We start from the raw sequence: 24,202 nt of genomic DNA, 5'->3' as shown, positions 1-24,202 counted from the left end.
CGCACCTCGCTACGCCCGCGTGAACCGCAATGTGCGCAGTTCGAAGGGGCGCAGGGTTGCCTCGACCGCGCCGTCGGTCAACTCGGCTTCGGACAGCGGGCGTTCGAGGAGGTCGGTCACCGTGACGCCTGCCGCGGCGAAGCCGGGTGTCACGGTTGCGCGGGCGCGGCCGCCGTGTGCCTCGTGGAAGCGGACCACCACATCACCGCTGCCGTCGTCCGCCAGCTTCACCGCGGTCACCACGACCGCGTCGTTGTCGACCGTCACCAAGGGCGCCACCGGGCCGGCCCCGGGCACCATCCGCTCGGGCAGGTTCACCTCGTACCCCTCGCGCACCGCGTCGCCGATCGTCGCGCCCGGGATCAGGGCGTGCCGGAAGCGGTGCGGGCCCTGGTCGGTCTCGGGGTCGGGGAAGCGGGGGGCGCGCAGGAGCGAGACGCGCAGGGTCGTCGTCGTTCCGGCGTCGGCGGTGCGGACCGTACGCGTCACGTCGTGGCCGTACGTCGAGTCGGTGACCAGGGCTACGCCCCAGCCGGGCTCCTCCAGGTGCACGAAGCGGTGGTTGCACGCCTCGAACTTGGCCGACTCCCAGCTCGTGTTGGTGTGGGTGGCCCGGTAGAAGTGGCCGAACTGGGTCTCCGACGCGTACCGCTCCGCGTGCACGTCCAGCGGGAAGGCCAGTTTCAGGAACTTCTCCGTCTCGTGCCAGTCCACCTCCGTCAGGATGTCCAGGCGCGGGGATCCCGGGGCCAGCGTCAGGGTCTGCGTCACCTTCGAGGACCCGAACGAGCGCACCACCCGGACCGACGCGCCCTCGGCCGCCGTCACCTCGTCCGCGGCGTCCAGGTCCGTCACCGTGTTGCGGTAGAACGCGTCGACGTCCCACGCGTCCCACATGTTCGGGAAGTCGGGGTGGATCTGGAGCAGGTTCGCGGGGTGGTCCGGCGCGATCGTCTCGCGGCCGGCCACCAGGTCGTACGCGGAGACGACCAGGCCGCGCCCGTCGATCTCCACCCGCAGCCGCCCGTTGGACAGGACGAAGCCGCCGTCGGGACGCCCGGACAGGCCGGGCTCCTTCTCCGCCGCGCGGACCGCCGCGCCACCGGCCGCCACACCGTGGCGCGGATGGGGGGCCGCGTTGAAGACGAGGGCCTGCGTGCCCTCGCCCGCCAGCGCCCGCTGGGCCTTCTCGATGAGCGCGGTCAGTTCGGCGGCGAGCGCCGCGTACGTCTTCTCGGCCTCGCGGTGCACCCAGGCAATGGAGGACCCAGGCAGGATGTCGTGGAACTGATGCAGCAGGACCGTCTTCCAGATGCGGTCCAACTCCGCGTAGGGGTAAGCGAATTCCGGCTCGCGCACGGCTGCCGTCGCCGACCACAGCTCGGCCTCCCGCAGCAGGTGTTCGCTCCTGCGGTTGCCCTGCTTCGTCTTGGCCTGGCTGGTGAGCGTGGCCCGGTGCAGCTCCAGATACAGCTCGCCCACCCACACCGGCGGGTTCGCGTACTCCGCCTCCGCCTTCGCGAAGAAGTCGGCCGGGGTCTCCCAGACCACCTGCGCACTGCCCTCCAGGTTCCGCAGCCGCGCGGCCTTGGCGATCATCTCGCGGGTCGTGCCGCCGCCCCCGTCGCCCCAGCCGGTCGGCGCGAGCGAGTGCCGGGCGACGCCCTTGTCCTTGAAGTTCTTGGCCGCGTGCGCGATCTCGCTGCCCTTCATCGCGCAGTTGTAGGTGTCGACGGGCGGGAAGTGGGTGAAGATCCGGGTCCCGTCGATGCCCTCCCACTGGAAGGTGTGGTGGGGGAACTTGTTCGTCTGCGACCAGGAGATCTTCTGGGTGAGCAGCCACTTGGATCCGGCGGCCTTGATGATCTGCGGCAGGCCCGCGGCGAAGCCGAAGGTGTCCGGCAGCCACGCCTCGTCGTTCTCCACGCCGAACTCGTCGATGAAGAACCGCTTGCCGTGCACGAACTGGCGGGCCATCGCCTCCGAGCCCGGCATGTTGGTGTCGGCCTCCACCCACATGCCGCCGGCCGGCACGAACCGTCCGTCGGCGACCGCCTTGACGACCTTCGCCCACACCTCGGGCCGGTGCTCCTTGATCCACGCCCACTGCTGGGCCTGCGACATCGCGAAGACGAACTCGGGCTCGTCGTCCAGGAGCGCGGTCATGTTGGAGGTGGTACGCGCCACCTTGCGTACGGTCTCGCGCAGCGGCCACAGCCACGCCGAGTCGATGTGGGCATGGCCGATCGCGCTGATCCGGTGCGCGGAGGGTTCGGCGGGGGACGCGAGGACCTCGGTCAGTTCCGAACGGGCCGCGGCTGCCGTGCCGTTGACGTCCTGGAGGTCGAGCGCGTCCAGGGCACGGTCGATCGCGCGCAGGATGGCGAAGCGGCGCCCCGAGTCCAGGGGCAGCTCGTGCATGAGCTCGCCCAGCACCTCCAGGTCGATGACCAGGCCCCACACCGTCTCGTCGAAGACCGCGAGGTCCATCCGGGTCAGTTTGTACAGCGGGTCGCTGTGCGCGGTCTCGATGTCGCCGAGCCGGGTCGGTACGAAGGGGTGGTAGTCGAGCAGGACCGGGTTGGACGCGGCCTCGATGTGCAGGCACACCTCTTCGCCGCCGTCGGCCGGGGCGCCGATACGCACCCACTGGTTGCGCGGGTTGAGGCCCTTCACCGGGGTGCCGTCGGGCCGGTAGACGAGACCCTCGCACTGGAAGCCCGGCATGTTCTCGTCGAAGCCGAGGTCGAGGAGGGCCTCGACGGTGCGGCCCGCCCACGCCTCGGGCACCCGCCCGGTCACCCGGAACCAGCTGGTCCCCCAGGGCGCGCCCCACAGGTCGCCGACCGCGACCGGTGTCACCTCGGCCGCGAGCCCCTCCTCGACCGGCACGGGCTCATCCGGCGCCACCCACACGGCGACGTCCAGCGGCACCGACTCCGGATACACGGCGGGACGGATGCGTTCGTCCAGAACGCGGTTGAGGCGGGCTTCGACCAGGCCGCGGTCGTCATGCATGGGGGGTGCTCCGTTTCGGAAGGGGTGAAACTACCGGGTGTGGACTACCAGGGGTGGGCGGCGGTGGCGGGCCCGGACGCGGTGTAGAGCTCGCCCACCGCCCGCACTTCGAAGCATGCCGACTTCTCACCCGGTTCGGGTAGGAGGCCCGGCACGAAGTAGGCGCTCTGGCAGGTGCCGCCGAGGAAGCGCCGGGTGCCGTCGGGCAGCAGCCGGTGCAGCTCGTAGTGGCGTACGGGGCCGGGCGCGGGGCGCCAGCTGAAGCGCAGGCCGTCCGATCCGGCTACGACAGTCAACTTGGCTGGTTCGGCGGTTACTTGGGGACTGTCCGAGACGGCGAGCGCGCCCAGGCGGTAGCTCAGCGCGCCCGGCGCGGTCAGGCGCACCCCGATCGCCCGTGCGGTGCCGGTCAGACCGGACAGGGCGAGCCGAGTGGTGGTCCAGGCGCCCGCCTTCAGGGTGCCGGCGGGCAGCAGGCGCCAGGGGTACGGGTCGCCCGGCCGGGCGGGTTCGGCGGTGGCGACGGCCAGCTCGACGGTGACGTCCGCATGGGCGCGGTGGGTGAGCTCGACGACCGTACGGCTCGTCAGCGGCAGGCGGGTGGCGTACAGGTCGAGAGTGACCGGCGCGCCCGGCTCCCCCGAGACAAGGACGCTGCTCCCGCCGCGCCAGGCGTCCTCGAAGTCGAAGGTGACGGCGGGGTGGTGGCCGTCGGTGCGGGTGATCCAGCGGCGGGACGGCAGCCGGTCCTGGAGCCCGAGGTGGTTCCACCCGGCGCTCGACGTCACCGTGCCGCCGTCGTACCAGCGGACCCCGTGGCCGGTGTTGAAGGTGGTGGCGAAGGGCAGCGCGCTGACGGTGGAGCGGTCGGCGACGACGGTGGCGGGCGCGCGCCACGGGTCGGCCGGCGCCGGGCGCGAGGGGTCGAGCGAGGAGCCGGTCCAGAAACGGTCGTCGGCGGCGTGGAAGTCGCCGGGGGTGCGGCTCTCGGGGAGGTGGTTGCGGGTCCACTCCGGCCGGTAGAAGCCGTAGGAGGCGATGTGCGGCTTCGCGGCGGACGCGAAGGCGTCCCAGTTCACGGAGGTGTTCCAGCCGTTGGACTCCACGTCCACTCCGGCCCACAACTGGTAGCGGCTGCGGTTCAGTTGGTCTGCCTTCGTGCCGGACGCGGCAAGCGTGGCGGCGGTCCAGCGGAAGTCGAGGAACATGGTGTCCGCGGCCCGGAAGAACATCTCGTTCTGGCTGTTGAGGGCGCCCTGCCAGCTGACCGAGCCGTTGGCGGTCATGGCGTCGTACCAGGTGACGCGCTGTCCCTTGGCCGCGCCGAGCTGCTTCAGCTCGGTCAGGAAGCCGCGCATGGCCAGGGCGAGCGCGGTGTTCCCGCCGCCGGTCTCGGCGTTGACGAACCAGCCGTCGAAGCCGTACGCGGCGGCCACCGCGACGAGCCGCTCGGCGAGCGGGTAGTGCCCGGCGGCGTCCCTCTGCACGAGGTCGCGGGTCCACCGGAGCTGTCCGCCGTACGCGGCGGGCGGCAGGAAGACGTTGCCGAGGACGGGCACGCCGTGCCGGTGGGCGGCGTCCACGATCGGCGCGTTCGGCGCGAGGATCAGCCCTTCGCCGGACGAGCCGCCCCAGAAGACCAGCTCGTCCAGGTAGGCCCAGTGGGTGAGGGCGTAGTAGTCGGCGGTGGGCGCGCCCTGCGAGGGGTTGGACGCGGTGGGCCCGAACGAGACGAGCGACTGGATGCGGGCCTGGCCCGCACGGGCCGTGGTGTTGGCGGCAGGGGGCGTGAAGCGGGCCGCCAGCGGTACGGACGCCGCGTTGAACGCCAGGTCGGGGTCGCTCTCGGCGCGCCAGGACTTCAGACTGCGCCAGGTGATGCCGGCGCCGGGGCTGCCGGCGGGCAGCGAGTCCGGGTACCAGTAGGAGGCGTACGGCTGAAGGGGCTTGTCAGCAACGGCAGTTGGTGGGCGCGGGGTGCCGTTGGGCGCGGGGGCGGCGTATGCCGGGAGCGCCGGCACGAGGGCTGCGGCACCGGCGGCGGCCACCACGGCTCGTCTGGTGGGGTGCGGGTTCACGGGGTGCGGGTTCACCGGTTGTGCGTTCACGGGGTGCTGGTTCACGGGGTGCCTCCTGGTGGGAGCGTTACCGGACCTGGTCGGGGGTGAGGACGGCGGTGATGCCGCGCGCGGCGAGGTGGTCCCGGTCGTCGGCGCGGCTCGCGAGGACGGTGGTGGGGCGGGCGCCGTCGGCGGTGAGCCGGAAGAACGCCTCGAAGACGGCGCCGCCGGGGGCACAGGTGGAGCGGGACGCGGCGGCGCCGGGCACTACGAGGGCGGTGGTGCGGGGTGCGGGGGCGTAGGCACGGGCGCCGTCGCGGAACGCCTCGGCGGTACGGGAGATCACCTCGGCCGTGTCCTTGGGGCGTCCGTCGTTGGTCAACAGGCCGAGCCCGTATTCGAGTTCGGGGAAATCGGCGAGGTCGCGCGAGACGTCGTGCGAGCACCACCAGGTGATGCCCCACAGGTCCGGGCAGTCCAGGGCGTTCTCGACGGTCGCCTCGGTGAAGGCCGCCGCGTGCACGGGCGCCACCAGCGGGGCGGGCGCCCCGACCTCCTGGAGCCAGACCGGGCGGTGCGCGTCCGCCGCCCAGGCCTTGGACAGCTCGACCAGGTAGGCCGCGTGGTGCTCGGTGGGCACCGACAGCCGCCCGTGGAGCTGGGCGGTCCCGTTGAAGACCCAGGAGTGGACGGCGGTGACGGTGCCGCGCCGGGCCGCCTGGGCCGGCGTGAACGGCATGTCGTCCTGGTACCAGCAGGCGTCGTACTCGGCGTGCAGATGGAGCCGTCCGGGCGCGCCTTCCTCGCATGCGGCGAGCATCCGCTCCAGCCACGCGTCGACCTCGTCGGGGGTGGCCCGGTCGGGGTCGGGGTGGGGGCCGGCGGCGAACTGGTTGATCTCGTTGCCGAGGGTGAGGCCGATGAAGTTGGGCCGGTCGGCGAGGGCGGCGGCCAGGGTGCGCAGATAGGCGGCCTGTCCGTCGACGACGTCCGGGTCGGTGAACAGATTGCGGCGGTGCCAGGTGCGGGTCCAGGCGGGCAGGAAGTCGAAGCTCGACAGATGGCCCTGGAGCCCGTCGACGTTGACGTCGAGACCGCGTTCGGCGGCGGCGTCCGCGAGGTCGAGGAGGTGCTCGACCGCGCGGGGCCTGATCAGGGTGCGGTTGGGCTGGAAGTAGGGCCAGAGCGGAAAGACCCTTATGTGGTCGAGGCCGAGCGCGGCTATCGCGTCGAGGTCGGTGCGCACGGCGTCCGGGTCGTAGTCGAGCCAGTGATGGAACCAGCCTTGGCTGGGCGTGTAGTTGACGCCGAAGCGCGGGGCTGCCATGGGGTGAGCTCCAAAGTAGTTCTGCGGGCGGGGAGTTGGCGGCCCGACGGGCACGCCCGGGGTGGGCGCTACCCCTTGACCGCGCCCTCGCCGACCCCGCGGAAGAAGAACCGCTGGAGGCAGGCGAACAGCACGATCAGCGGGGCGACGGCGATGATGGTGCCCGCCGCGACGACGCGCTGGTTGTCGGAGAACGTGCCGTGCAGGAAGTTCAGGCCGACGGTGAGCGTGAAGTGTTCGGAGTCGGAGAGCACGATCAGGGGCCACAGGAAGTCGTCCCAGGCACCCATGAAGGAGAAGATCGCGACGACCGCGAGGGTGCCTTTCACGGCGGGCAGCGCGATGCGGGTGAAGCGCTGCCAGACGTTGGCGCCGTCGATGACGGCCGCCTCCTCGATCTCGTACGGGATGGTGTCGAAGGCGTTGCGCATCAGGAGGACGTTCATCGCGCCGATGCAGCCGGGCAGCACCACGGCGGCCAGGGTGTTGTTGAGCTCCAGGGAGCGCATGGTCGCGAACTGGGCCAGCATCGTCGCCTCGGTCGGCACGAGCAGCGCGAGGACGAAGACGATGCCGGCGGCGCCCCGGCCCTTGAAACGGAGCCGGGAGAGCGCGTATCCGGCCATCGCGGCGCCGATCACGTTGGTCGCGACGTTGGTGACGGCCACCTTCAGGGAGTTCAGGATGAAGTCCCAGACGGGGATGATGTCGGCGACGTCGCGGTAGTTGGCGAACGTCGGGTGCGCGGGCAGCAGCCGGGGCGGCGAGGTGTAGATGTCCTCGGTGGTGCCCTTGAGCGAGGTGGACAGCTGCCACAGGAACGGGCCGATCATGATGAGCAGCACGATCACGAGCACCGCGTAGCGCAGGGCGGTGCGCCACCGGGGGGCGCGGGCGCGGCGTGGTGCGGCCGGCTGCTGGGCGAGGGCGGCCATCAGTCCTTGTCCTTCCGGTCGGCCCGCAGCACGAGCAGCATCAGGACCAGGGTCAGCAGGAAGAGCACGATCGACATGGCGGAGGCGTAGCCGGTGCGGCCCTGGAGTCCGGTGCCGGCGCGCTGGATGAGCATGACGAGGGTGGTGTCGGCGCCGCCGGGGCCACCGGTCGGCCCCGCGATCATGAAGACCTCGCTGAAGACCTTGAAGGCGGAGACCGCGGAGAGCGCGCCGACCAGGACCATCGTGGAGCGCACGGAGGGCATGGTCACGGAGACGAAGCGGCGGATCGGTCCCGCACCGTCGACCTCGGCGGCCTCGTGGAGCTCCCTGGGTACGTTGGCGAGCGCGGCCAGGTAAATGATCATGTAGTAGCCGAGCCCCTTCCATACGGTCAGGGCCATCGAACTGAGCAGCAGCAGCCACTGGTTGGACAGGAACGGCACCGGGTCGACGCCGATCATGTGGAGCACCCCGTTGACGAAGCCGCGGTCGTCCAGCATCCACACCCACATCAGGGCGACGACGACCACCGACGCCACGACCGGCGTGTAGTACGCCGACCGGAAGAAGGCGATGCCGGGGATGTGCCGCTGGACCAGGAGGGCGAGGAGCAGCGGCAGCAGGACCAGACAGGGCACGACGAGGACCACGTAGAGCGCGCTGTTGCGCAGCGCGACCCAGAACTGGTCGTCGTGGAGGAGCGCCGTGAAGTTGTCGAAGCCGACGAAGCCGCCGGGGGTGAGGGTGCGGGCGTCGGTGAACGACTTCCACCACGTGGCGAGGAACGGATAGAGGTTGAAGGCGAGGGTGATCAGGAGCCCGGGCGCGAGGAGGAGCCAGGGGGTGAGGGCCCGGTGGGTGCGGCCCGCGGGGCGGCCGGCTACGCGGCCCGCGCGCCGGCCGGGGGCGGCGGTGCGCGGGCGGCCCGCGGCCCCCTTGGCGACGGTGGAGGTCGAAGCGCTCATCGGCGGGCCCGCCGGGCGGCCGGTAGGGGGATGCTCATCGCTCGATCACCGGGTCACTTCTGCTGGATCAGCTTGGTCATCTGGTTGGCCGCGCTGTCCAGCGCCTCCTTCGGAGACGCCTTGCCCTGAAGGCACTTGGCTATCTCGTTGCGCAGGATCGTCTTCATCTCGTCGCTGAACAGCACCGGCGTGTAGTTGACGGCTGTCGGCAGCATCTTGGCCGAGGCGACCCTGATCCGGCCCTCCTCGGACCCGTCGGCCTTGGTCCAGTACTCCTTGTCGAGCGAGCCCTTGGTGCTGGGGAAGACGGCGACCTTGTGGCCGAAGTCCTCCTGGTTCTTCTGGTCCGTGACGAAGTGTGCGAAGGCGAGCGCGGTCGCGGCGTTCTTGCTCTGCGCGTTGACCGAGAGGCCCTGCAGATACATGTTCTGCTTGCCGGTGTTGGTCGGCACGTCCGTGATGCCGAGGTTGCCGTAGAGCGAAGGGGCGTTCTTCTTGAAGGTGTCCAGGTCGTGGGCGCTGCCCGGGTTCATGGCGACTTCCTGCTGGAGGAACTTCTGCCCGGCCGTCTCGGCGGTGAGCGTCAGGGCCTGCTTGTGCAGCCCGCCCTCCCTGAACATGTCCTGATACTTCGTCAGGAACTCGACGCCCTTCGCGTCGTTGAAGGTGAACTTCGTGCCGTCCTTGCTCATGATGGAGACGCCGTACCGTCCGAAGTCCTCGACGGTCGGCGGCTGGGCCAGGGTCGCCTTGCCCTTCTTCGCCAACCGGGCCGCGTCCGCGAAGAGTTCGTCGAACGTCTTGGGCGCCTTCTCGGGGTCGAGCCCGGCGTCGCTGAACATCGCCTTGTTGTAGAAGAGGGGCCCGGTGTTCAGATACCAGGGGAAGGCGTACGAGCCGTCGAGCCCCGGCATGTCGAAGCCCTGCCAGGCGCCGTCCAGGTACTCGGGCTTGAACTTGGCGGCGACCTTGTCCTGGTCCAGGTTGAGCAGGGTGCCGGCCTTGGCGAGCGGATAGGCGAGGTCCGGGGAGAGGTTCACGACGTCGGGGAGGGTGCCGGCGGTGGCGTCGGCGCTCAGCTTGTCGGCGTAGTTGTCGGCGGGCTGGTCGACCCACTTCACCGTGGTGCCGGGGTTGACCTTCTCGAAGTCCTTGATGACGCCTTCGAAGTAGTCCTTGAAGTTGGCGCGGAGGTTCCAGGTCTGGAACTTGATCTCACCCTCGATCTTCCCGTCGGTGGCCGACCCCTTGCCGCCACCGCCGCCACCGCACGCGGTGAGCAGGGTGAGCGAGAGGGCGGCGCCCAGACCGACGGCCGTCCTGATCGCGACACTGCGATGAATGGACATGAGTGGCTGACTCCTTCGCCTCGTCCCGATGACGTTGCCGCACACCATGCAGCGGGTATTAATTGGCCGTCAATACCGAATAAGCGACCGGATTGACTAAACGTCGAGGTCAGGAGATCTAAAAAGGACTAAAGTCCTGAATGTTGGCACTCAACTAAGGCGGTTTAGTGACCTTCGACTAAACCGCGTTACCATCTGCGCATGAGCGAGATCGAAAGCGATGCGCCGCCGCCCCGCCGCCCGACGATGAAAGACGTGGCCAGAGAGGCGGGCGTCTCCACGAGCGCGGTCTCCTTCGCCCTCAACAACCGCCCTGGGGTGTCCGATTCGACCCGGCGCCGGGTCATACGGGTCGCGGACCGGCTCGGCTGGCGGCCGAGCTCGGCGGCGCGGGCGCTGTCCGGCGAGAACGCGGGGGCGATCGGGCTCGTCCTCGCCCGCCCCGCGGACAGCCTGGGCGGCGAGTCGTTCTTCCTCCAGCTCGTCTCGGGCATCCAGGCGAGCCTCGCGCCGCGCGACCAGGCGCTGGTGTTCCAGATGGTCGACGACGTCCAGGCGGAGTGCGAGCTGTACCGGCGGTGGTGGGCGGAGGGCCGGGTCGACGGGGTCATCGTGGTCGACCCCCGCGTCTCGGACCCGCGCCCTGAGACCCTCGCCGTACTTGGCCTGCCCGCCGTCATCATCGGCGGGATGGAGGCCCCGGGAAACCCCGGCTCACCCCAACTCCCGCGCCAGGCACGGCTCTCCAACATCTGGGCCGACGACTCCGGGGCGATGGATCTGATCGTGCGTCACCTGTACGGACTCGGGCACCGCCGCATCGGTCACATCGCGGGTACGCCGGGCTTCGCCCACACCGCGCGCCGGATCGCCTCGCTGCGGGCGACGGCGCGACGGCTCGGCCTGGAACACACGGTGTCCGTCACAACGGACTTCACGGACCGTCAGGGTGCGAAGGCCGCACGGCGGTTGTTCTCGGGGCCGGTGCCGCCGACGGCCCTCATCTGCGACAACGAGGTCATGGCGGTGGCGGCGGTCAGTGTGGCGGCGGAGCGGGGCCTGCTGATTCCGCGGGATGTGTCGGTCGTGTCCTGGGAGGACTCGGTCATCTGCCACACGCTGCATCCGCAGTTGACGGCGTTGGTGCGCAAGGCGGACGAGTTCGGGTGGCGGGCGGCGGCCCAGCTCTTGGAGTTGCTGGATGGGGGCGCGCCGCGCCAGCTCCAGGACCCACTGCCGCGGCTGCAACCCCGCGAAAGCACGGCCCCGCCTCCCGCGTAGGGTTCGGTTTCCCCGGAGCCCCCTGGGGCTGTGCCCCAGACCCCGGCGGCGCTTGCCCCCCACCCGTGCGGCAACTTGGGGGCGGCGGCTCCGGACGCCCCGTATTCCCGTCGCCGCTTCCCTGTCCATTGCCACGGCGGCTCTCGGGGAGTGAGCGGCCGTGCGGCCGTCCGGGATAGTGGTCCACACGAGGTAGGCAGCCGCCATCGAGGCCATGGCCGGCACCGCCCGAAACAGCCGACGCGGCGCGGTGTGCTGCTCAGCGTCTGCCATAGGGGTCCGTCTTCCCCACGAACGCGCCGACTTCCTTTGCGAACGGCCCGCAGGACTTCGCGTATGACCTCTGATTGTTCGCAAGTATCGCCAAATCCCTTACATACAACGCGAGTTCATCACTTGCGCAAGGGAGCAACAGATGACGATACTCGTCCCGTCGAGTTGGCATGCACGCGTCGCCTGCCGGGATCCGGGAAGCGACGCCCACGGCCGACACGCTCCATGGGCCCGGTGCGCGACCCGAGGCCGGGCTCACCCCCCACAGGAGGTTGTGAGTTGAAGCAGAGATGGATGTCAGGACGACGTGCGGCCACCGCCGCGGCCGGAGCCCTGGCGCTCGGCGCGACCTTGACCATGCAGAACGCGGCCGCGGCCCCCGCGCCGAACGCCGCCCCCCTGAGCGCCGCATCAGCCGGCCGGCTGGCGCACCGGATCGACGCCACCCTCGCCGGCCGAACAGCGGGCTCGTACTACGACGCCAAGACCAGGAAACTCATCGTCAATGTGGTCGACGCCGCGACCGCCGACACCGTCCGCACGGCAGGTGCCCAACCCCGCACCGTCAAGCACTCGATGAGACAACTCAAGTCTGCGCAAAGGGAGTTGAAGGAACGGGCGTCCATACCGGGCACGGCCTGGTCGATGGACCCCGTCAGTAACACGGTGGTCGTCAAGGCCGACCGTACCGTCACCGGCACCCGGCTGGCCCAGCTCGACAAGGCCGTACGCGACCTCGGTGACACGGTCACCCTGAAGAGAACGGCCGGCCGCTTCCAGCCCCTCATCGCGGGCGGCGACGCGATTTGGGGGAGCAACGCACGTTGCTCGCTCGGCTTCAACGTCACAGTGGGCGGACAACCGTACTTCCTGACCGCCGGGCACTGCGGCAATGCCGTCTCCAGTTGGTCCGACCAGCAAAGCGGTTCGGAGATTGCTGTGACCGAGGCGTCCACGTTCCCCGGCCATGACTACGCCCTGGTGCGCTACACCAGCGACATCGACCACCCGAGCGCGGTCGACCTGTACGACGGATCCTCACAGCCGATCAGCGGAGCCGGTGACGCCACCGTCGGCGAGCAGGTCCAGCGCAGCGGCTCCACCACCGGCGTCAACGGGGGGGGAGGTCACCGGACTCGATGCCACGGTCACCTACGAGGAGGGCCAAGTCGACGGCCTGATCGACACCACCGTCTGCGCCGAACCCGGCGACAGCGGCGGCTCGCTCTTCGACGGCAGCACCGCCCTGGGCCTGACCTCCGGAGGCAGCGGCGACTGCTCCTCGGGCGGGGAGACCTTCTTCCAGCCCGTCCCGGCAGCACTCCAGGCATACGGGGCACAGATCGGCTGAACCCCTCACGGCGACTGATGGGCATCCCGCGCCGGGGCACCCGATCACCCCCACGGCACGGGATGCCCATCCTCCAGCTCTGCTGGGCCCCCACGACAGGAAGTCCCGCAGCCGGCGCCGCAAGAAGGGGAACGCCCAAGCAGAAGTCGTTGCCGGGCAGAGCGATGTCGGAGCCGTTGCGGCGGGGCAGCCGGCGGACCTGTTCGCCGGCACCCCGAGCCGGCGGACCTGTTCGCCGGCACCCCGCTGTGCTGAGCACCCCTCAGCAGCTCAGCGAGGGAAGAGTGCGTCCAGCGGGAGCCGGGCCAGCAGGTGGGCTCCCGGCCCTGAGTCCTGGACGGTGAGTGAGCCGCCCAGATGCGTGGCGATGTCGCGGGCAATGGCCAAGCCGAGACCTGAACCGCCCTGGTCGCGGCTCCGGGCGTCGTCGAGCCGGGTGAAGCGTTCGAAGACTCGTTCACGATCGGCTGCCGGGATGCCCGGCCCGTCGTCACGAACCTCCAGCACCGCTGTCCCGTGAGCCTCGTCCACGCGCAGGGTCAGCAGAACACGTTGGTCGGCGTGCCGTTGCGCGTTGTCGAGCAGGTTGGTGACGAGTCGGGCGAGCCACAGCATGCTTCCGCGTACGGTGACCTCCGGGGCGATCTCCGTCACTACCGGGACCCGGTCAAGCTTGCGCGTACGAGCGGCTTCCCGGACGACTTCCGTGAAGTCGACGGCAGCGGAGGGCAGCGCCTGCGCTGTGTCGAGCCGGGCGAGCAGCAGCAGGTCGGAGGCGAGGTCCTGGAGTCGGACGGTGTCTTCCAGGGCCCCGCTGACGAGTTCGCCCCACAGGTCGGGGTCGGGATGGGCCTGGGCCACCTCCAGTTGCGTACGGAGCACGGTGATGGGGCTGCGCAGTTCGTGGGAGGCGTCGGCGATGAACTGGCGCTGGCGGGACACGGATGCTTCCAGGCGGTCCAGGGTGGTGTTCATCGTGGCCGCGAGCCGGGCGATCTCGTCCTGGCTGTGCGGTACGGGTACCCGGCGGTGCAGATCGCGGTCGCTGATCTCGGCCACCTCGGCCCGGATCGCCTCGACGGGGCGCAGCGCCCAGCCCGTGACCCGCCAGGTGACCAGGGCGACGGTGAGGACGAGCAGCGGCACCGCGAAGATGAGCGAGGCCCGGATGAACTCGTCCGCCGCGTCGGCCTCCCGCAGTGACGTGCCCGCGTACACGGTGATGAGGCCGTTCCTGGTGGCGGTGGTGACCTGCACGACGCGCTGGCGGTGCTCCTCGCGCACCGGACGGCCGGTCCAGGTTCCTCGTACGGTGCCCGGTGCGCTGGGGCGGGCGGTGGAGAGGGCGGGACGGCCGGTCAGGTTGGGGCTGGCCGCGAGCACCCGCCCGTGGGCGTCGACGACCTGGAGGAAATCGGTGCCTCGGTCCGGCGTCAGCACGGCGCCCAGCCGGCCTTCGGCCGCGAGACCTGCGGTGAGGACGGCCTGCCGTTCGGCGTCGGTCTGGGCGTTGCGCATCAGGTTGCTCTCCAGCAGCCCGAGCAACCCGAAGGAAGCGATGCCGAGCGCCAGCGCGACCACGACCGACGCGCCAAGCGTGGCGCGGGCCCGCACGGACCGGGGACGGAGCGGCCGGGCGAGACTGCGGAGCATGGCGACGGCTCGGCGGCGCAAGCCGCCAGGCGCTGCGTCGCTGCCCGCCTCCTGCTCAGCCACCGTCGGCAGCCAGCCGGTAACCCGCACCCCGGACGGTTTCCACAGCAGCCCGCCCGAACGGGGTGTCGATCTTACGGCGCAACGCGCTGACGTGGACCTCGACGACGTTCAGGTCACCCTCGTACGCGGCGTCCCACACCTGCTCCAGGATCTCCCGCTTGGGCACGACCTCGCCGGCGCGGCGAGCCAGGTGCACGAGCACCGCGAACTCGCGCGAGGTCAGCCGGGCTTCGGTCCCGCCCCGGGTGCAGCGCTGGCCGGCCGGGTCGATCACCAGGTCGCCGAATTCCATGATCTGCGGGCCGCGCCGGCCCGTGCGCCGGATGAGGGCGCGCAGCCGGGCCACCAGGACGACGTATGAGAACGGCTTGGAGAGGAAGTCGTCGGCGCCGGTGTCAAGGGCTTCGGCCTCGTCGTACTCGCCGTCCTTCGCGGTGAGCATCAGGATGCCGGACTCGCAGCCCTCGGCGCGCAGTCGGGCGCAGACCCGGTAGCCGTTGATTCCGGGCAGCATGATGTCGAGCACAATGACGTCGTAATCGTGCTCGCCCGCCAGCCACAGACCCTGCGGGCCGTCGTGGGCGACGTCCACCGAGAAGCCCTCGGCCTGGAGCCCTCGTTGCAGGGCCGCGGCCAGCCGCCGCTCGTCCTCGACCACCAGTACGCGCATGGGGCAAGGTTCTCAGGTCGAGCCGCCGGCTTGCTGAAGGGTTCTTCAGGTCGCTTCAGCAAAGCTTCAGCATGTTCCCCGCATGATCTGCCCGAGCCGGGTGCGTGCCCGGTGGAACGCGAGGAGCAGCCAGATGACTCAGTCCAACCCCCAGCCTCCCGAGCACCCCGTGGGTCCGGGAGAGGAGGCTGCCGGGCCGGCCAAGGCGCCGCGGCGCCGCGGCCGCTTCACCCGGCTGACCCGCCAGGGGCGTACACGATGGGTGGCGCTCGGGCTTGTGATCCTGATCGGCGGAGGCGCGGCGGCTGCGGTCGTGGCTGAGCACCACCACGAGGAGCGTGCCGGCGGCCGGTACGCCCCCGAGGGCCAGGACCACCGCGGCGGTCCGCAGTCGGAAAGCCGGGGCGGGGAGAAGAAGACGCGGGAGGCCGGGCAGCAGCGATGGGGTGGCGCCGCCGGTGAACTTGAGCAGGCCCCGGCGCCGCTCCCCGCTCTGCCGGCCACGCAGGCCGTGGACAAGGCGACGGGTGCCGTCTCCGGCGGCAAGGTCGAATCGTTGCGGGTGGTTGCCCAGCAGGGTGGCGGCAGCGGCTGGCAGGTCGTGGTGCTCGACCCCGAAGGGGTCCGGCACGTGGTGACTCTGGCCGGCGCCGACGGCACGCCCACCAGCAACACCGTCGCCCAACAGGGCCCGGGAACGACTCGCTGACCGAGCCGCCACGAGCCGTTCGACCTATTTGTCCGGCACCGGCAGGGTGGACAGGTCGAACGGCGCGAGGTCCTCTCGACGCTCAGTAGGACGATTGAACGGCCTGACAGACCGGATCCGGCAGCGGCAGATGCTCCAGGCCGCCGAAACAGCCGGTGTTCTGCGTGGGCCATGCGGGCGCCGGCACCTGCCGCCTGTGGGGGGCCGGGCGAGGGGAACTGCGCGTTCCGCGCACACCGGCTCTCCCCCGATGGACCTCCGCGGAGCTCAGGCGGCGCTCAAACCCCCCAGCGCCCCCGGCAACTCCCCCACATGCAGCACCCCGAGCCACCGCGTCGCCCGCGTCAGCGCGACGTACAGATCGCTCGCCCCATACTCCCCCGGCTCCACCACCAGCACCCCGTCGAACTCCAGCCCCTTCGCCTGACGCGGGTCGATCAGCACGACCTCCCTCGTCAGGTCCGGGGTGGGGCCACCGGCCGTGTCGGCGGGCAGGGCCGCGCGGAGCGCCTCGTGGAGGTGGGCCGGGGCGATCACCGCGAGGCGGCCCGCACCCCGCTGGGCGGACACCGCGCGGGCCGCCTCCGCGCCGAGCACGTCGGGCGCTACGCGCCGGGCCCAGGGGCGTACCCCCGTGGACCGCACCGAGCGCGGCGGCACGAAGGACGGGTCCCCCGCACGGCACACCTCCGCCGCGACCTCCATGATCTCGGCGGGCGTACGGTAGTTGACGCCCAGCCGCACGTGCTCCCAGTGCCCGTCGGCGACGTACGGCGCGAGGATCCGTTCCCACGACCCCACCCCCGCCGCCTCCGCGGTCTGCGCGGGGTCGCCGACGAGCGTCATCGAACGGGTCGGGCAGCGTCGCATGAGCAGCCGCCAGGCCATCGCCGAGAGCTCCTGCGCCTCGTCGACGATGATGTGGCCGAACGCCCAGGTACGGTCGGCCGCGGCCCGCTCGGCCGCGCTGCGGTGGTCGGCCTCCTCGTGCCGCTCCGCCATCCGCTCGGCGTCGATGATGTTGTGCGCCGCGAGCACCTCGGACTCCTCGTCCTCGAACTCGTACGACTCCGATCCCGCGGAGAGGTCGAGCACGCCCTGCGCGTAGGCGATCCGCTCCTGGCGTTCGGCCTCGGCGGCGGCCCGCGCCGCACTGTCGTCCTCGCCGAGCAGTTCCGCCGCCTCGTCGAGCAGCGGCACGTCGCCGGGTGTCCACGCGCCGCCCTCGCGCCGGATCGACTTGGCGTCGGCGTCCGGGAGATGGGCCGGGTCGGCGAGGAAGTCCGTCACGAGCTCCTCGGCCGTCAGCTGCGGCCAGAGCTCCCCGATCGCCGCGTGCACCTCGGGGCTCGTCGCGATCTCCTTGCCCATCTGCGCGGCGTCGTCGGGGCCCAGCAGGTTCGGCCCGCCGAAGGGGTCGGCGCCGATGCGCTCCACGAGCTGCGCGGTGAGCGCGTCGATGATGTGGAAGGCGAAGTGGGGGCGGGCCAGGTTGTGCGGGAGCCCGCTCTCGCGCGCCTTCCACCGGGCGTCCTCCGCCATCGCCCGGTCGAGCTGGAGCGTGCCGTAGCCCTCGTGCGGGATGTCGATGCCCCGCTCGGGCACGGTCTGGCGGTCGCGTACGACGGCCGCGAGCACGTCGGCCATCGCGGCGCGGCCCTTGACCTCCGCCGCTTCCGGGGTGTCGGTGCCGGTCGCGTGTACGCCGGGGAAGAGCTCGGACAGGGTCGAGAGGAGCACCCCGGTCTCGCCGAGTGAGGGCAGGACATCGCCGATGTAGCCGAGGAACGCGGGGTTGGGTCCCACGACGAGGACGGCCCTGCGCGCCAGCAACTCCCGGTGCTCATACAGGAGATAGGCCGCCCGGTGCAGCGCGACGACGGTCTTTCCGGTGCCGGGGCCGCCTTCGACGACGAGTACTCCGCGGTGCGGGGCGCGGATGATGCGGTCCTGCTCGGCCTGGATGGTCTGCACGATGTCGTGCATCCGGCCGGTGCGGGCGGCGTCGAGCGCGGCGAGCAGCACCTCGTCGGCGGTGGCGCTCTCGTGTCCGGTGCGCTCGGAGTCGGTCAGGTCGAGCAGCTCGTCGTGGAGCGCGGTGACGGTGCGGCCCTCGGTGGTGATGTGCCGCCGGCGCCGCAATCCCATGGGGGAATAGCCGGTGGCGAGATAGAAGGGGCGGGCGACTTCCGCGCGCCAGTCGATCACGAGAGGGGTACGTTCGCGGTCGTCCCTGCGGATTCCGATGCGTCCGACATGACGCGACGTACCGTCTTGGAAATCGAGCCTGCCGAAGCACAGCCCGTTCTCGCCCGCATTCAGGGCGCCGAGCAGTCCGGACTGTTCGGCGACCAGCACATCGCGCTCAAGGCGGGCCTGGAGACCCGTCCCGGCCTGCGCCAACGCCGTCCGCGTCGCGGCCTCGGCCTGGTCCCGCAGCTCGTCGAGGCGGGCGTAGAGACCGGTGATGAATTGCTGTTCCTTCCGAAATTCCTCGGTTGACAATTCCACTCCTGACGCGTTACAGTGCTCTCATAAGGCTTCTTCGTATCTTTGTTGTGCCGAGACACGAAACACCTAATATACGCAAGGGAATGCCCCGGATGTCAATTCATCCGGGGCATTTTCTTTGCGCTCGGGACACGTCAGGTCAGGGGTCGGTGCGGCTCACATCAGAGGACGTCTTCGAGCTCCCGCGCCAGCCGCCGCTTGGGGCGCGCACCCACCATCGCCTTCACCGGCTCGCCCGCGCGGAAGACCATCAGCGTGGGCATCGACAGGACGCCGTACTTCGCGGTCGTCTCCGGGTTCCGGTCCACATCGAGCTGGACGATCTTCAGCCGGTCCGCCTCCTCCACCGCCAGCGCGCTCAGGACCGGGGCGAGCTGTCGGCACGGCCCGCACCAGTCGGCCGTGAACTCCACCAGGACCGGAAGCCCGGCCTTCATCACCTCGGCGTCAAAGGTCTCGTCGGTGACCTCGTCCACGCCTGCCGCCTTGATCATTGCGTCGTCTCCTCTGCTGAGTGCTCTGCTGTGTGCGGTGGGATCTGCCCGGCCGGCGTCGGCGGGCTCAGTTCGCAGCGCGGCTCGGGGCCTCCCGGGACCCGCGCCGTCGCCATCACCTCCGCCCGTGCCAGCTCCTCGCCGACCTGGGCGCGTACGGCGGTGAGTTCACCGATCAGCGCATCGAGCTCGGTCAGCTTGCGGCGGTACACGGCGAGCGACGCGGGGCAGGTGTCCCCCGCCGGATGGCCGGCCCGCAGACACTCCACGAACGGCCGGGTCTCCTCCAGCTCGAACCCGAAGTCCTGCAGGGTCTTGATCTGCCGGAGCAGCCGCAGGTCGTCCTCGTCGTAGGTCCGGTAGCCGTTGCCTGTGCGCCGCGCGGCCAGCAGGCCACGCGACTCGTAGTACCGAAGCGTGCGGGTGGTCGTCCCTGCCCGCGCCGCGAGCTCGCCGATGCGCATGACAAGGACGGTAATCCTTGACGTCGGCGGCAGGGCAAGCCGGGCGGGCGGGGCGAACCCGGCGCGGTCGGGGCCCGGTCAGTCCCGTACCGGCGGCAGCAGTGGCTTTCCCTCGCGGCCGCCGACCGGCGACGAGAGGACGATCGACGTCGTCGTACGTCCCAGCACCGAGGTCTGCTCCAGGACCTCTTCCAGGTGGGCGGTGTCGGCCACGGCCACCTTGAGGATCCAGCAGTCCTCGCCCACCACGTGGTGCACCTCGATGATCTCCGGGCGCTCCATCAGCTCCAGCGTCCTCGGGTGCTTCAGGTTGTAGCCGCCGTGCGGGTTGACCCGGATGAACGCCTGGATGCCGTAGCCGAGGCGGGCCGGATCGACGCGCGCCCCGTACCCCGTGATCGTGCCGCCCGCCTCCAGTCTGCGCAGCCGCTCGGTGACGGCCGCGGGGCTCAGCCTGACCCGCCGGCCGAGCTCACTGAGCTTGATTCGGCCCTCCCGCTGGACGAGATCGAGCAGCTGCCGGTCCACCTGATCGAACCCCGCTGAGGAATCGTTGGCCGCACTCCGCGAATGCCGTGGTTCTTTCGGTACCGCCGCAAGATCTCCCATGTTTCCCCCTTCAGTCCCGGAGCCGTCAACGTAACACTGGTATCCGGGAAAACCCGTGATGGGGAAGGGAATTGACGGCATGCGTGACGTTCTGGTCATCGGCGGAAACCGCTACTTCGGCAAGCGGCTGATCACCCGGCTGCTCGCGGCCGGCGACCGGGTCACGGTCCTGAACCGGGGGTCGGCGCCACCCCCGCCGGGCGTGGTCCACCTGATCGCCGACCGCGACGACGAGCCGTCCCTGGCCGCGGCCATCGGCGAGCGCACTTTCGACGCCGTCGTCGACCAGGTCTGTTACACCCCCCGCCAGGCCGCGATCGCGCGCCGCGTCTTCACCGGCCGCACCGCGCGGTACGTCATGACGTCCACGGTCGAGGTGTACGAGTACGAGGACCGCGCCGAGCCCGTCGGCGAGGACGCGCTCGACGCGGCCACCGTCATCATTACCCCTGAACTCCCCTGGCACGAGCCCGAGTTCGTGGCCGAGTACTACGGGGAGGGCAAGCGGCAGGCCGAGGCGGTGTTCGCCACCGGACCGCCCTTTCCCCACGTCGCGGTGCGGGTGGCCCATGTCCTGGGCGGGGCGGACGACTTCACCGGGCGCCTCACCCATTACGCCGACCGGATCCGCGCCGGTGAGCCCGTCGCCATCGCCGCGGCGAACCGTCCGGCGACGTACATCGACGTCGAGGAGATCGCGGCGTTCCTGTTCTGGGTGACGCGGCAGGACTTCACCGGTCCGGTGAACGCCGCATCGCACGGGCCGCTGGTCACCGAGGACATCGTGGCCGCGATCACCGGTACGTTCGACGGCGGCCATCCGGCAGTGCGCTACCAGCCGGTGGAGGTCGGCGCGGTGTCGCCGTTCTCCTTCGCCCGCTCGTACGCCATGGACAACGCCCGCGCCGAGTCCCTCGGCTTCACCTTCTCGCACACCGAGGACTGGCTGACGCGCGCCGTCACCGAGACACTGGGAGTCAACTGACATGCAGTACCGCAACCTTGGCCCTTTCCAGGTGGGCGCCATCGGCTACGGGGCGATGCCCCTGTCCATCGAGGGCCACCCCGACGAGACCCGGGCGCAGGTCACCGTGCACGCCGCGCTCGACGCCGGGATCACCCTCATCGATACCGCCGACTCCTACTACGCGCCGGGCGGCGAGCCCGGCCACAACGAACTCCTGGTGGCCCGCGCCCTGGCCGCCTACGGCGGCGCGACCGATCATGTCCTGGTCGCCACCAAGGGCGGCCGGGGCCGTACCGACGACGGCGGCTGGACGGTTCAGGGCGACCCGGGCCATCTGCGCCGCGCCGCCGAGGCCTCGCTCAAGCGGCTCGGTGTCGAGGCGATCGGCCTCTACCAGCTGCACAAGCCCGACCCAGGGGTGCCGTTCGCCGAGTCCGTGGGCGCACTGCGCGAGCTGGCAGAGGAGGGCAAGGTCCGTGCGGTGGGGATCTCCAATGTGGACACCGGGCAGATCGGCGAGGCGCGGCGCGTCCTGGGTGACCTGCTCGTCTCCGTACAGAACCGCTACTCACCGGCCGTGCGCGACAGCGAGCCGGAGCTGCGGCTCTGCGCGGAGCTGGGGCTGGCGTTCCTGCCGTGGAGCCCGCTGGGCGGGATCTCGCGCAGCGCGCTCGAAGGAACGGGCGGCGCCCCCGCACCCGATTCCGCCTTCCACACGGTGGCGCGTGCACGGAACGTAAGCCCTCAACAGGTCGTTCTGGCCTGGCTGTTGAGCCTATCGCCCACGGTGGTGCCGATCCCGGGAGGCAGCCGCCCCGCTTCGGTACGGGACTCCGCGGCTGCGGCCGATCTCGTACTGAGCGGGGCGGAGCTTGCGCTGTTGGGGTGAGCGGGCGGGGCGGGCGGCGCTGCCGGGGTGAGCCATGGCGGAGCTTGCGCTGCCGGGGCGGGCGGGGTGGCGGAAGGAACTTGCACTGCCTGGGTGAACCCGGCAACACCGGCCGCCCCCCTCCACCGTGCCGGCTTCAGATGGTGAGGCTCTCGCGCTCCTCGACGCTCTCGCCCGCCTGCTCGTCCCCCTTGCCGCGGCGCGGCAGCAGCACGGCGACCAGGACGGTTCCGACCCCCAGGATCACCGCGCCGACGAGGCTGGTGCGGGCGACCGCGTCGGAGAAGGCGGAGCCGACCGCATGGCTCATCTGCTGGGCGCCGGCGGCCAGTTGCTCGGCCTGCGCCTTCAGCTGGGCCGCCTGCTGCGGGGAGCCCGCGTGCAGCGCCTGCGCGCCGAGCTGCTTGGCCTGCTCGCCGATGCCCTGGGCGACGGCATACCCGGCGCCCACGGAATCCTGCGCGGTGCTGAGCGCGGAGGCGGGCAGCTTCGTACCCGCGGTGGCGTCCGCGAGGTGCGAGGAGTACGACTTGGCGAGCACCGAGCCGAGGATGGCGATGCCGAGCGAGCCGCCGAGTTCGAGCGAGGTGTCGTTGACGGCGCCGCCGACGCCGAGTTCGGCCTCGGGGAACGCGCCCATGATCGCATCGGTGCAGGGTGAGAGGGCGAGTCCGATGGCGACACCGAGGATGATCAGCGGGGCGAGGAAGTCGCCGTACCCGGAACCGGAGTCGACGCGCGTGAGCAGCGCGAGCGCGACGGTTCCGGCGACCATGCCGGCGGTGACCGTGACCTTCATGCCGAGCCGCGGCGTGAGCAGACCGGTCAGGGCGGAGCCCACGAAGACCGCGCCGGCCAGCGGCAGCATGCGGATGCCGGTCTCCAGCGGGGTGTAGCCGAGCACGAACTGGAGGTGCTGGGTGAGGTAGTAGAACGCGCCGAACACGGCGAGGAAGAACAGCGCGACCGCGAGCAGCGAGCCGGAGAACATGCGGTGCGCGAAGCGGCGTACGTTCAGGACGGGCCGCGGGTGGCGCAGCTCCCACAGGACGAAGAACACGAAGCCCAGGCCGGCGACGACGGCGGCGCCGATCGCCTTGGCGTCCCAGCCGAAGTGCGGGCCCTGGATGATCATGTAGACGAGCGCGCCGACGGAGACCACCGAGAGCAGGCCGCCGATGTAGTCGATGCGGTCGTGGTGGGCGGCCTTGGACGGCGGTACGAGGACGAGCGCGCCGACGACCGCGAGCAGCGCGATCGGCACGTTGATGAGGAACGTCGAGGCCCAGCCGTGGTTCTCCAGAAGCGCGCCCGCGACCAACGGCCCTGCGGCGATGGCGATTCCGGCGGTCGCGGTCCACAGCAGGATCGCCTTGGCACGCTCCGCGCGCGGGAAGGTGGAGGCGAGCAGGGACAGGGTCGCGGGCATGATCAACGCGGCGCCGACGCCCATGACGGCGCGGGAGGCGATGACGCCCGTCGAACTGTCGACGAGCGAGCCGGCCACGGAGGCGCCCGCGAAGACGAGGAGCCCGAGCACGAGTGCGCCCCGGCGGCTGTACTTGTCGCCTATCGCGCCGAGCAGCAGCATCAGCGCGGCGTACGGCACGGTGTAGCCGTCGATGACCCATTGGAGGTCGGAGCTGCTGAGCCCGAGGTCTTTGGTCATGTCGGGGGCGGCGACGGTGAGGGCGGTGTTCGCCATCACGATGATCAACAGGCTCAGGCAGAGCACGAGCAGCGCCCACCAGCGCCGCCGGTAGGGCGCCCCCATCGTCTCGACGGGATCCTTGATGACGAGACCCACGGTGTCTCACCCTTCCTCGGTCTTGCTCTCCCCGGAGGTCTGCTGCGGCCTCCGGGCCCCCATGGGGGAAGATCTACTTGCACATCACTGTGCAATTACACACTGCTGTGCAATTTACGCCTCTGCACGGCGCTGTGCAAAATGGGGCGGTGACTGCTACCCCTGCCGCCCCCTCGGGGGGCCGCGCCGACGCGAATCGCCGCCGCATCATGGAAGTGGCCTTCGCCGAGCTGATGCGCGACCCGGACGCGTCGATGGACCACATCGCCCGGGCGGCGGGTGTCGTACGGCGCACGGTGTACGGGCACTTCCCGAGCCGGGACGCGTTGATCGCGGCGCTGGTGGACGAGGCGGCGGAGACCGTCGCGGACGCGCACCGCGAGGGACGCGAGGGGATCACGGACCCGGCCGAGGCGCTGGCCCGCGCCACCCTCGCGGTCTGGGAGATCGCCGACCGTTACCGGCTTCTGGTCGCGCTGGCCCAGCGCAGCGTCACCATGGCGGGCATCAAGCAGCGCCTCGCGCCGGTCCGCAAGGAGTGCGTGGACCTGCTCCAACGGGGCCTGCGCGAGGGCGTGTTCGCCTCACCGCTGGCCCCGGCTGCCCTCGCCTACGTACATGAGCAGTCCCTGTTCGGCCTGATGGAGGCCGTGAACGAGGGGGCGCTGCCCGCCGCGGAGGCCGGTCGCGCGGCGGCGACGACGCTGCTGCTCTCGGCGGGGGTGCCGGCGGGGCGCGCGGCGGAGGTTGTGACGGCGGCGCTCACGCGCTAGCCGGGTGCGCGGGCTGGCCGGGTGCGCGGGG

18 protein-coding genes and 1 pseudogene are annotated in these 24,202 nt (G+C 70.9%); 6 read left to right on the top strand and 13 right to left on the bottom strand.

The genetic code is table 11. From position 1 onward, the window contains the following. Positions 1–9: 9 nt before the first annotated feature. The 6 genes from AB0D31_RS06355 to AB0D31_RS06330 form a co-directional block, all read right to left on the bottom strand. Positions 10–3,018 (bottom strand): glycoside hydrolase family 38 C-terminal domain-containing protein, encoded by a 3,009-nt coding sequence (locus AB0D31_RS06355; RefSeq protein WP_362717779.1) that lies wholly within the window; start codon positions 3,016–3,018, stop codon positions 10–12. A gap of 44 nt (positions 3,019–3,062) precedes the next feature. Then, positions 3,063–5,096, bottom strand: a complete 2,034-nt coding sequence (locus tag AB0D31_RS06350) for an endo-beta-N-acetylglucosaminidase (protein WP_362717866.1) — start codon at positions 5,094–5,096, stop codon at positions 3,063–3,065. Positions 5,097–5,163: 67 nt separating this feature from the next. Further along, on the bottom strand, positions 5,164–6,405 hold the full coding sequence (locus tag AB0D31_RS06345; protein WP_362717776.1) for a glycosyl hydrolase: 1,242 nt from the start codon (positions 6,403–6,405) through the stop codon (positions 5,164–5,166). Positions 6,406–6,473: 68 nt separating this feature from the next. Next, positions 6,474–7,340, bottom strand: coding sequence for a carbohydrate ABC transporter permease (locus tag AB0D31_RS06340; RefSeq protein ID WP_362717773.1), 867 nt, complete (start codon positions 7,338–7,340; stop codon positions 6,474–6,476). Beyond that, on the bottom strand, positions 7,340–8,308 hold the full coding sequence (locus AB0D31_RS06335; protein ID WP_362717771.1) for a sugar ABC transporter permease: 969 nt from the start codon (positions 8,306–8,308) through the stop codon (positions 7,340–7,342). The genes AB0D31_RS06340 and AB0D31_RS06335 overlap by 1 nt, the downstream gene beginning before the upstream one ends. Positions 8,309–8,361: 53 nt before the next feature. After that, positions 8,362–9,657, bottom strand: a complete 1,296-nt coding sequence (locus AB0D31_RS06330) for a sugar ABC transporter substrate-binding protein (RefSeq protein WP_362717768.1) — start codon at positions 9,655–9,657, stop codon at positions 8,362–8,364. A gap of 201 nt (positions 9,658–9,858) precedes the next feature. Here AB0D31_RS06330 and AB0D31_RS06325 point away from each other — a divergent pair, with 201 nt between their 5' ends. Both AB0D31_RS06325 and AB0D31_RS06320 read left to right on the top strand, forming a co-directional pair. Further along, positions 9,859–10,938: a LacI family DNA-binding transcriptional regulator gene (locus AB0D31_RS06325; protein ID WP_362717764.1), complete on the top strand. Its 1,080-nt coding sequence runs from the start codon at positions 9,859–9,861 to the stop codon at positions 10,936–10,938. A 567-nt stretch (positions 10,939–11,505) separates the two neighbouring features. Further along, positions 11,506–12,562, top strand: a pseudogene (locus AB0D31_RS06320) (S1 family peptidase). Positions 12,563–12,832: 270 nt separating this feature from the next. On the opposite strand, the gene AB0D31_RS06315 reads toward AB0D31_RS06320, so the two are convergent. Next, complete coding sequence (locus AB0D31_RS06315) at positions 12,833–14,278, bottom strand: HAMP domain-containing sensor histidine kinase (protein WP_362717762.1); 1,446 nt, start codon at positions 14,276–14,278, stop codon at positions 12,833–12,835. Next, positions 14,271–14,948 (bottom strand): response regulator transcription factor, encoded by a 678-nt coding sequence (locus tag AB0D31_RS06310; protein WP_362717759.1) that lies wholly within the window; start codon positions 14,946–14,948, stop codon positions 14,271–14,273. Before AB0D31_RS06310 ends, AB0D31_RS06315 begins: the two co-directional genes overlap by 8 nt. 133 nt (positions 14,949–15,081) lie before the next feature. Between AB0D31_RS06310 and AB0D31_RS06305 the strand changes: the two genes are divergently transcribed. Then, complete coding sequence (locus AB0D31_RS06305) at positions 15,082–15,657, top strand: hypothetical protein (RefSeq protein ID WP_362717756.1); 576 nt, start codon at positions 15,082–15,084, stop codon at positions 15,655–15,657. 267 nt (positions 15,658–15,924) lie between these two features. Here the strand turns inward: AB0D31_RS06305 and AB0D31_RS06300 are convergent, their stop codons facing one another. From AB0D31_RS06300 to AB0D31_RS06285, 4 genes are all read right to left on the bottom strand, one after another. Next, positions 15,925–18,162, bottom strand: a complete 2,238-nt coding sequence (locus tag AB0D31_RS06300) for a helicase (RefSeq protein ID WP_362717753.1) — start codon at positions 18,160–18,162, stop codon at positions 15,925–15,927. A 167-nt stretch (positions 18,163–18,329) separates the two neighbouring features. After that, complete coding sequence (trxA, locus tag AB0D31_RS06295; protein WP_362717750.1) at positions 18,330–18,662, bottom strand: thioredoxin; 333 nt, start codon at positions 18,660–18,662, stop codon at positions 18,330–18,332. Then, the gene (locus tag AB0D31_RS06290; protein ID WP_362717747.1) at positions 18,659–19,126 is read right to left on the bottom strand and encodes a MerR family transcriptional regulator; all 468 of its coding nucleotides are present in this window, start codon (positions 19,124–19,126) and stop codon (positions 18,659–18,661) included. The genes trxA and AB0D31_RS06290 overlap by 4 nt, the downstream gene beginning before the upstream one ends. A 78-nt stretch (positions 19,127–19,204) precedes the next feature. Further along, the gene (locus tag AB0D31_RS06285; protein WP_362717745.1) at positions 19,205–19,735 is read right to left on the bottom strand and encodes an Lrp/AsnC family transcriptional regulator; all 531 of its coding nucleotides are present in this window, start codon (positions 19,733–19,735) and stop codon (positions 19,205–19,207) included. Between the two features lie 79 nt (positions 19,736–19,814). Between AB0D31_RS06285 and AB0D31_RS06280 the strand changes: the two genes are divergently transcribed. Further along, positions 19,815–20,720 (top strand): NAD-dependent epimerase/dehydratase family protein, encoded by a 906-nt coding sequence (locus tag AB0D31_RS06280; protein ID WP_362717742.1) that lies wholly within the window; start codon positions 19,815–19,817, stop codon positions 20,718–20,720. Position 20,721: 1 nt separating this feature from the next. Further along, positions 20,722–21,591, top strand: coding sequence for an aldo/keto reductase (locus tag AB0D31_RS06275; RefSeq protein WP_362717740.1), 870 nt, complete (start codon positions 20,722–20,724; stop codon positions 21,589–21,591). 136 nt (positions 21,592–21,727) lie between these two features. Here the strand turns inward: AB0D31_RS06275 and AB0D31_RS06270 are convergent, their stop codons facing one another. Next, positions 21,728–23,398 carry an MFS transporter gene (locus tag AB0D31_RS06270; RefSeq protein WP_362717738.1) on the bottom strand — a complete coding sequence of 557 codons (1,671 nt, stop codon included), beginning with the start codon at positions 23,396–23,398 and terminating at the stop codon, positions 21,728–21,730. A gap of 209 nt (positions 23,399–23,607) precedes the next feature. Here AB0D31_RS06270 and AB0D31_RS06265 point away from each other — a divergent pair, with 209 nt between their 5' ends. Further along, positions 23,608–24,171, top strand: a complete 564-nt coding sequence (locus tag AB0D31_RS06265; RefSeq protein WP_362717864.1) for a TetR/AcrR family transcriptional regulator — start codon at positions 23,608–23,610, stop codon at positions 24,169–24,171. Positions 24,172–24,202 lie beyond the last annotated feature (31 nt).

The sequence above is a fragment of the Streptomyces sp. NPDC048361 genome, from assembly GCF_040651795.1.
Taxonomy (GTDB): domain Bacteria; phylum Actinomycetota; class Actinomycetes; order Streptomycetales; family Streptomycetaceae; genus Streptomyces.
Note: the sequence above shows the minus strand (reverse complement) of the source record. Positions and strands in the feature narration are given on the sequence as shown.

What these genes read in the sequence shown, in the direction of transcription:
- AB0D31_RS06280 (WP_362717742.1), top strand. Translation starts at nt 19,815, where the DNA reads ATGCGTGACGTTCTGGTCATCGGCGGAAACCGCTACTTCGGCAAGCGG.
- AB0D31_RS06265 (WP_362717864.1), top strand. Translation starts at nt 23,608, where the DNA reads ATGGAAGTGGCCTTCGCCGAGCTGATGCGCGACCCGGACGCGTCGATG.
- AB0D31_RS06355 (WP_362717779.1), bottom strand. Translation starts at nt 3,018, where the DNA reads ATGCATGACGACCGCGGCCTGGTCGAAGCCCGCCTCAACCGCGTTCTG.
- AB0D31_RS06290 (WP_362717747.1), bottom strand. Translation starts at nt 19,126, where the DNA reads ATGCGCATCGGCGAGCTCGCGGCGCGGGCAGGGACGACCACCCGCACG.
- AB0D31_RS06285 (WP_362717745.1), bottom strand. Translation starts at nt 19,735, where the DNA reads ATGGGAGATCTTGCGGCGGTACCGAAAGAACCACGGCATTCGCGGAGT.
- AB0D31_RS06310 (WP_362717759.1), bottom strand. Translation starts at nt 14,948, where the DNA reads ATGCGCGTACTGGTGGTCGAGGACGAGCGGCGGCTGGCCGCGGCCCTG.
- AB0D31_RS06330 (WP_362717768.1), bottom strand. Translation starts at nt 9,657, where the DNA reads ATGTCCATTCATCGCAGTGTCGCGATCAGGACGGCCGTCGGTCTGGGC.
- AB0D31_RS06275 (WP_362717740.1), top strand. Translation starts at nt 20,722, where the DNA reads ATGCAGTACCGCAACCTTGGCCCTTTCCAGGTGGGCGCCATCGGCTAC.
- AB0D31_RS06335 (WP_362717771.1), bottom strand. Translation starts at nt 8,308, where the DNA reads ATGAGCGCTTCGACCTCCACCGTCGCCAAGGGGGCCGCGGGCCGCCCG.
- AB0D31_RS06345 (WP_362717776.1), bottom strand. Translation starts at nt 6,405, where the DNA reads ATGGCAGCCCCGCGCTTCGGCGTCAACTACACGCCCAGCCAAGGCTGG.
- AB0D31_RS06305 (WP_362717756.1), top strand. Translation starts at nt 15,082, where the DNA reads ATGACTCAGTCCAACCCCCAGCCTCCCGAGCACCCCGTGGGTCCGGGA.
- AB0D31_RS06325 (WP_362717764.1), top strand. Translation starts at nt 9,859, where the DNA reads ATGAGCGAGATCGAAAGCGATGCGCCGCCGCCCCGCCGCCCGACGATG.
- AB0D31_RS06340 (WP_362717773.1), bottom strand. Translation starts at nt 7,340, where the DNA reads ATGGCCGCCCTCGCCCAGCAGCCGGCCGCACCACGCCGCGCCCGCGCC.
- trxA (WP_362717750.1), bottom strand. Translation starts at nt 18,662, where the DNA reads ATGATCAAGGCGGCAGGCGTGGACGAGGTCACCGACGAGACCTTTGAC.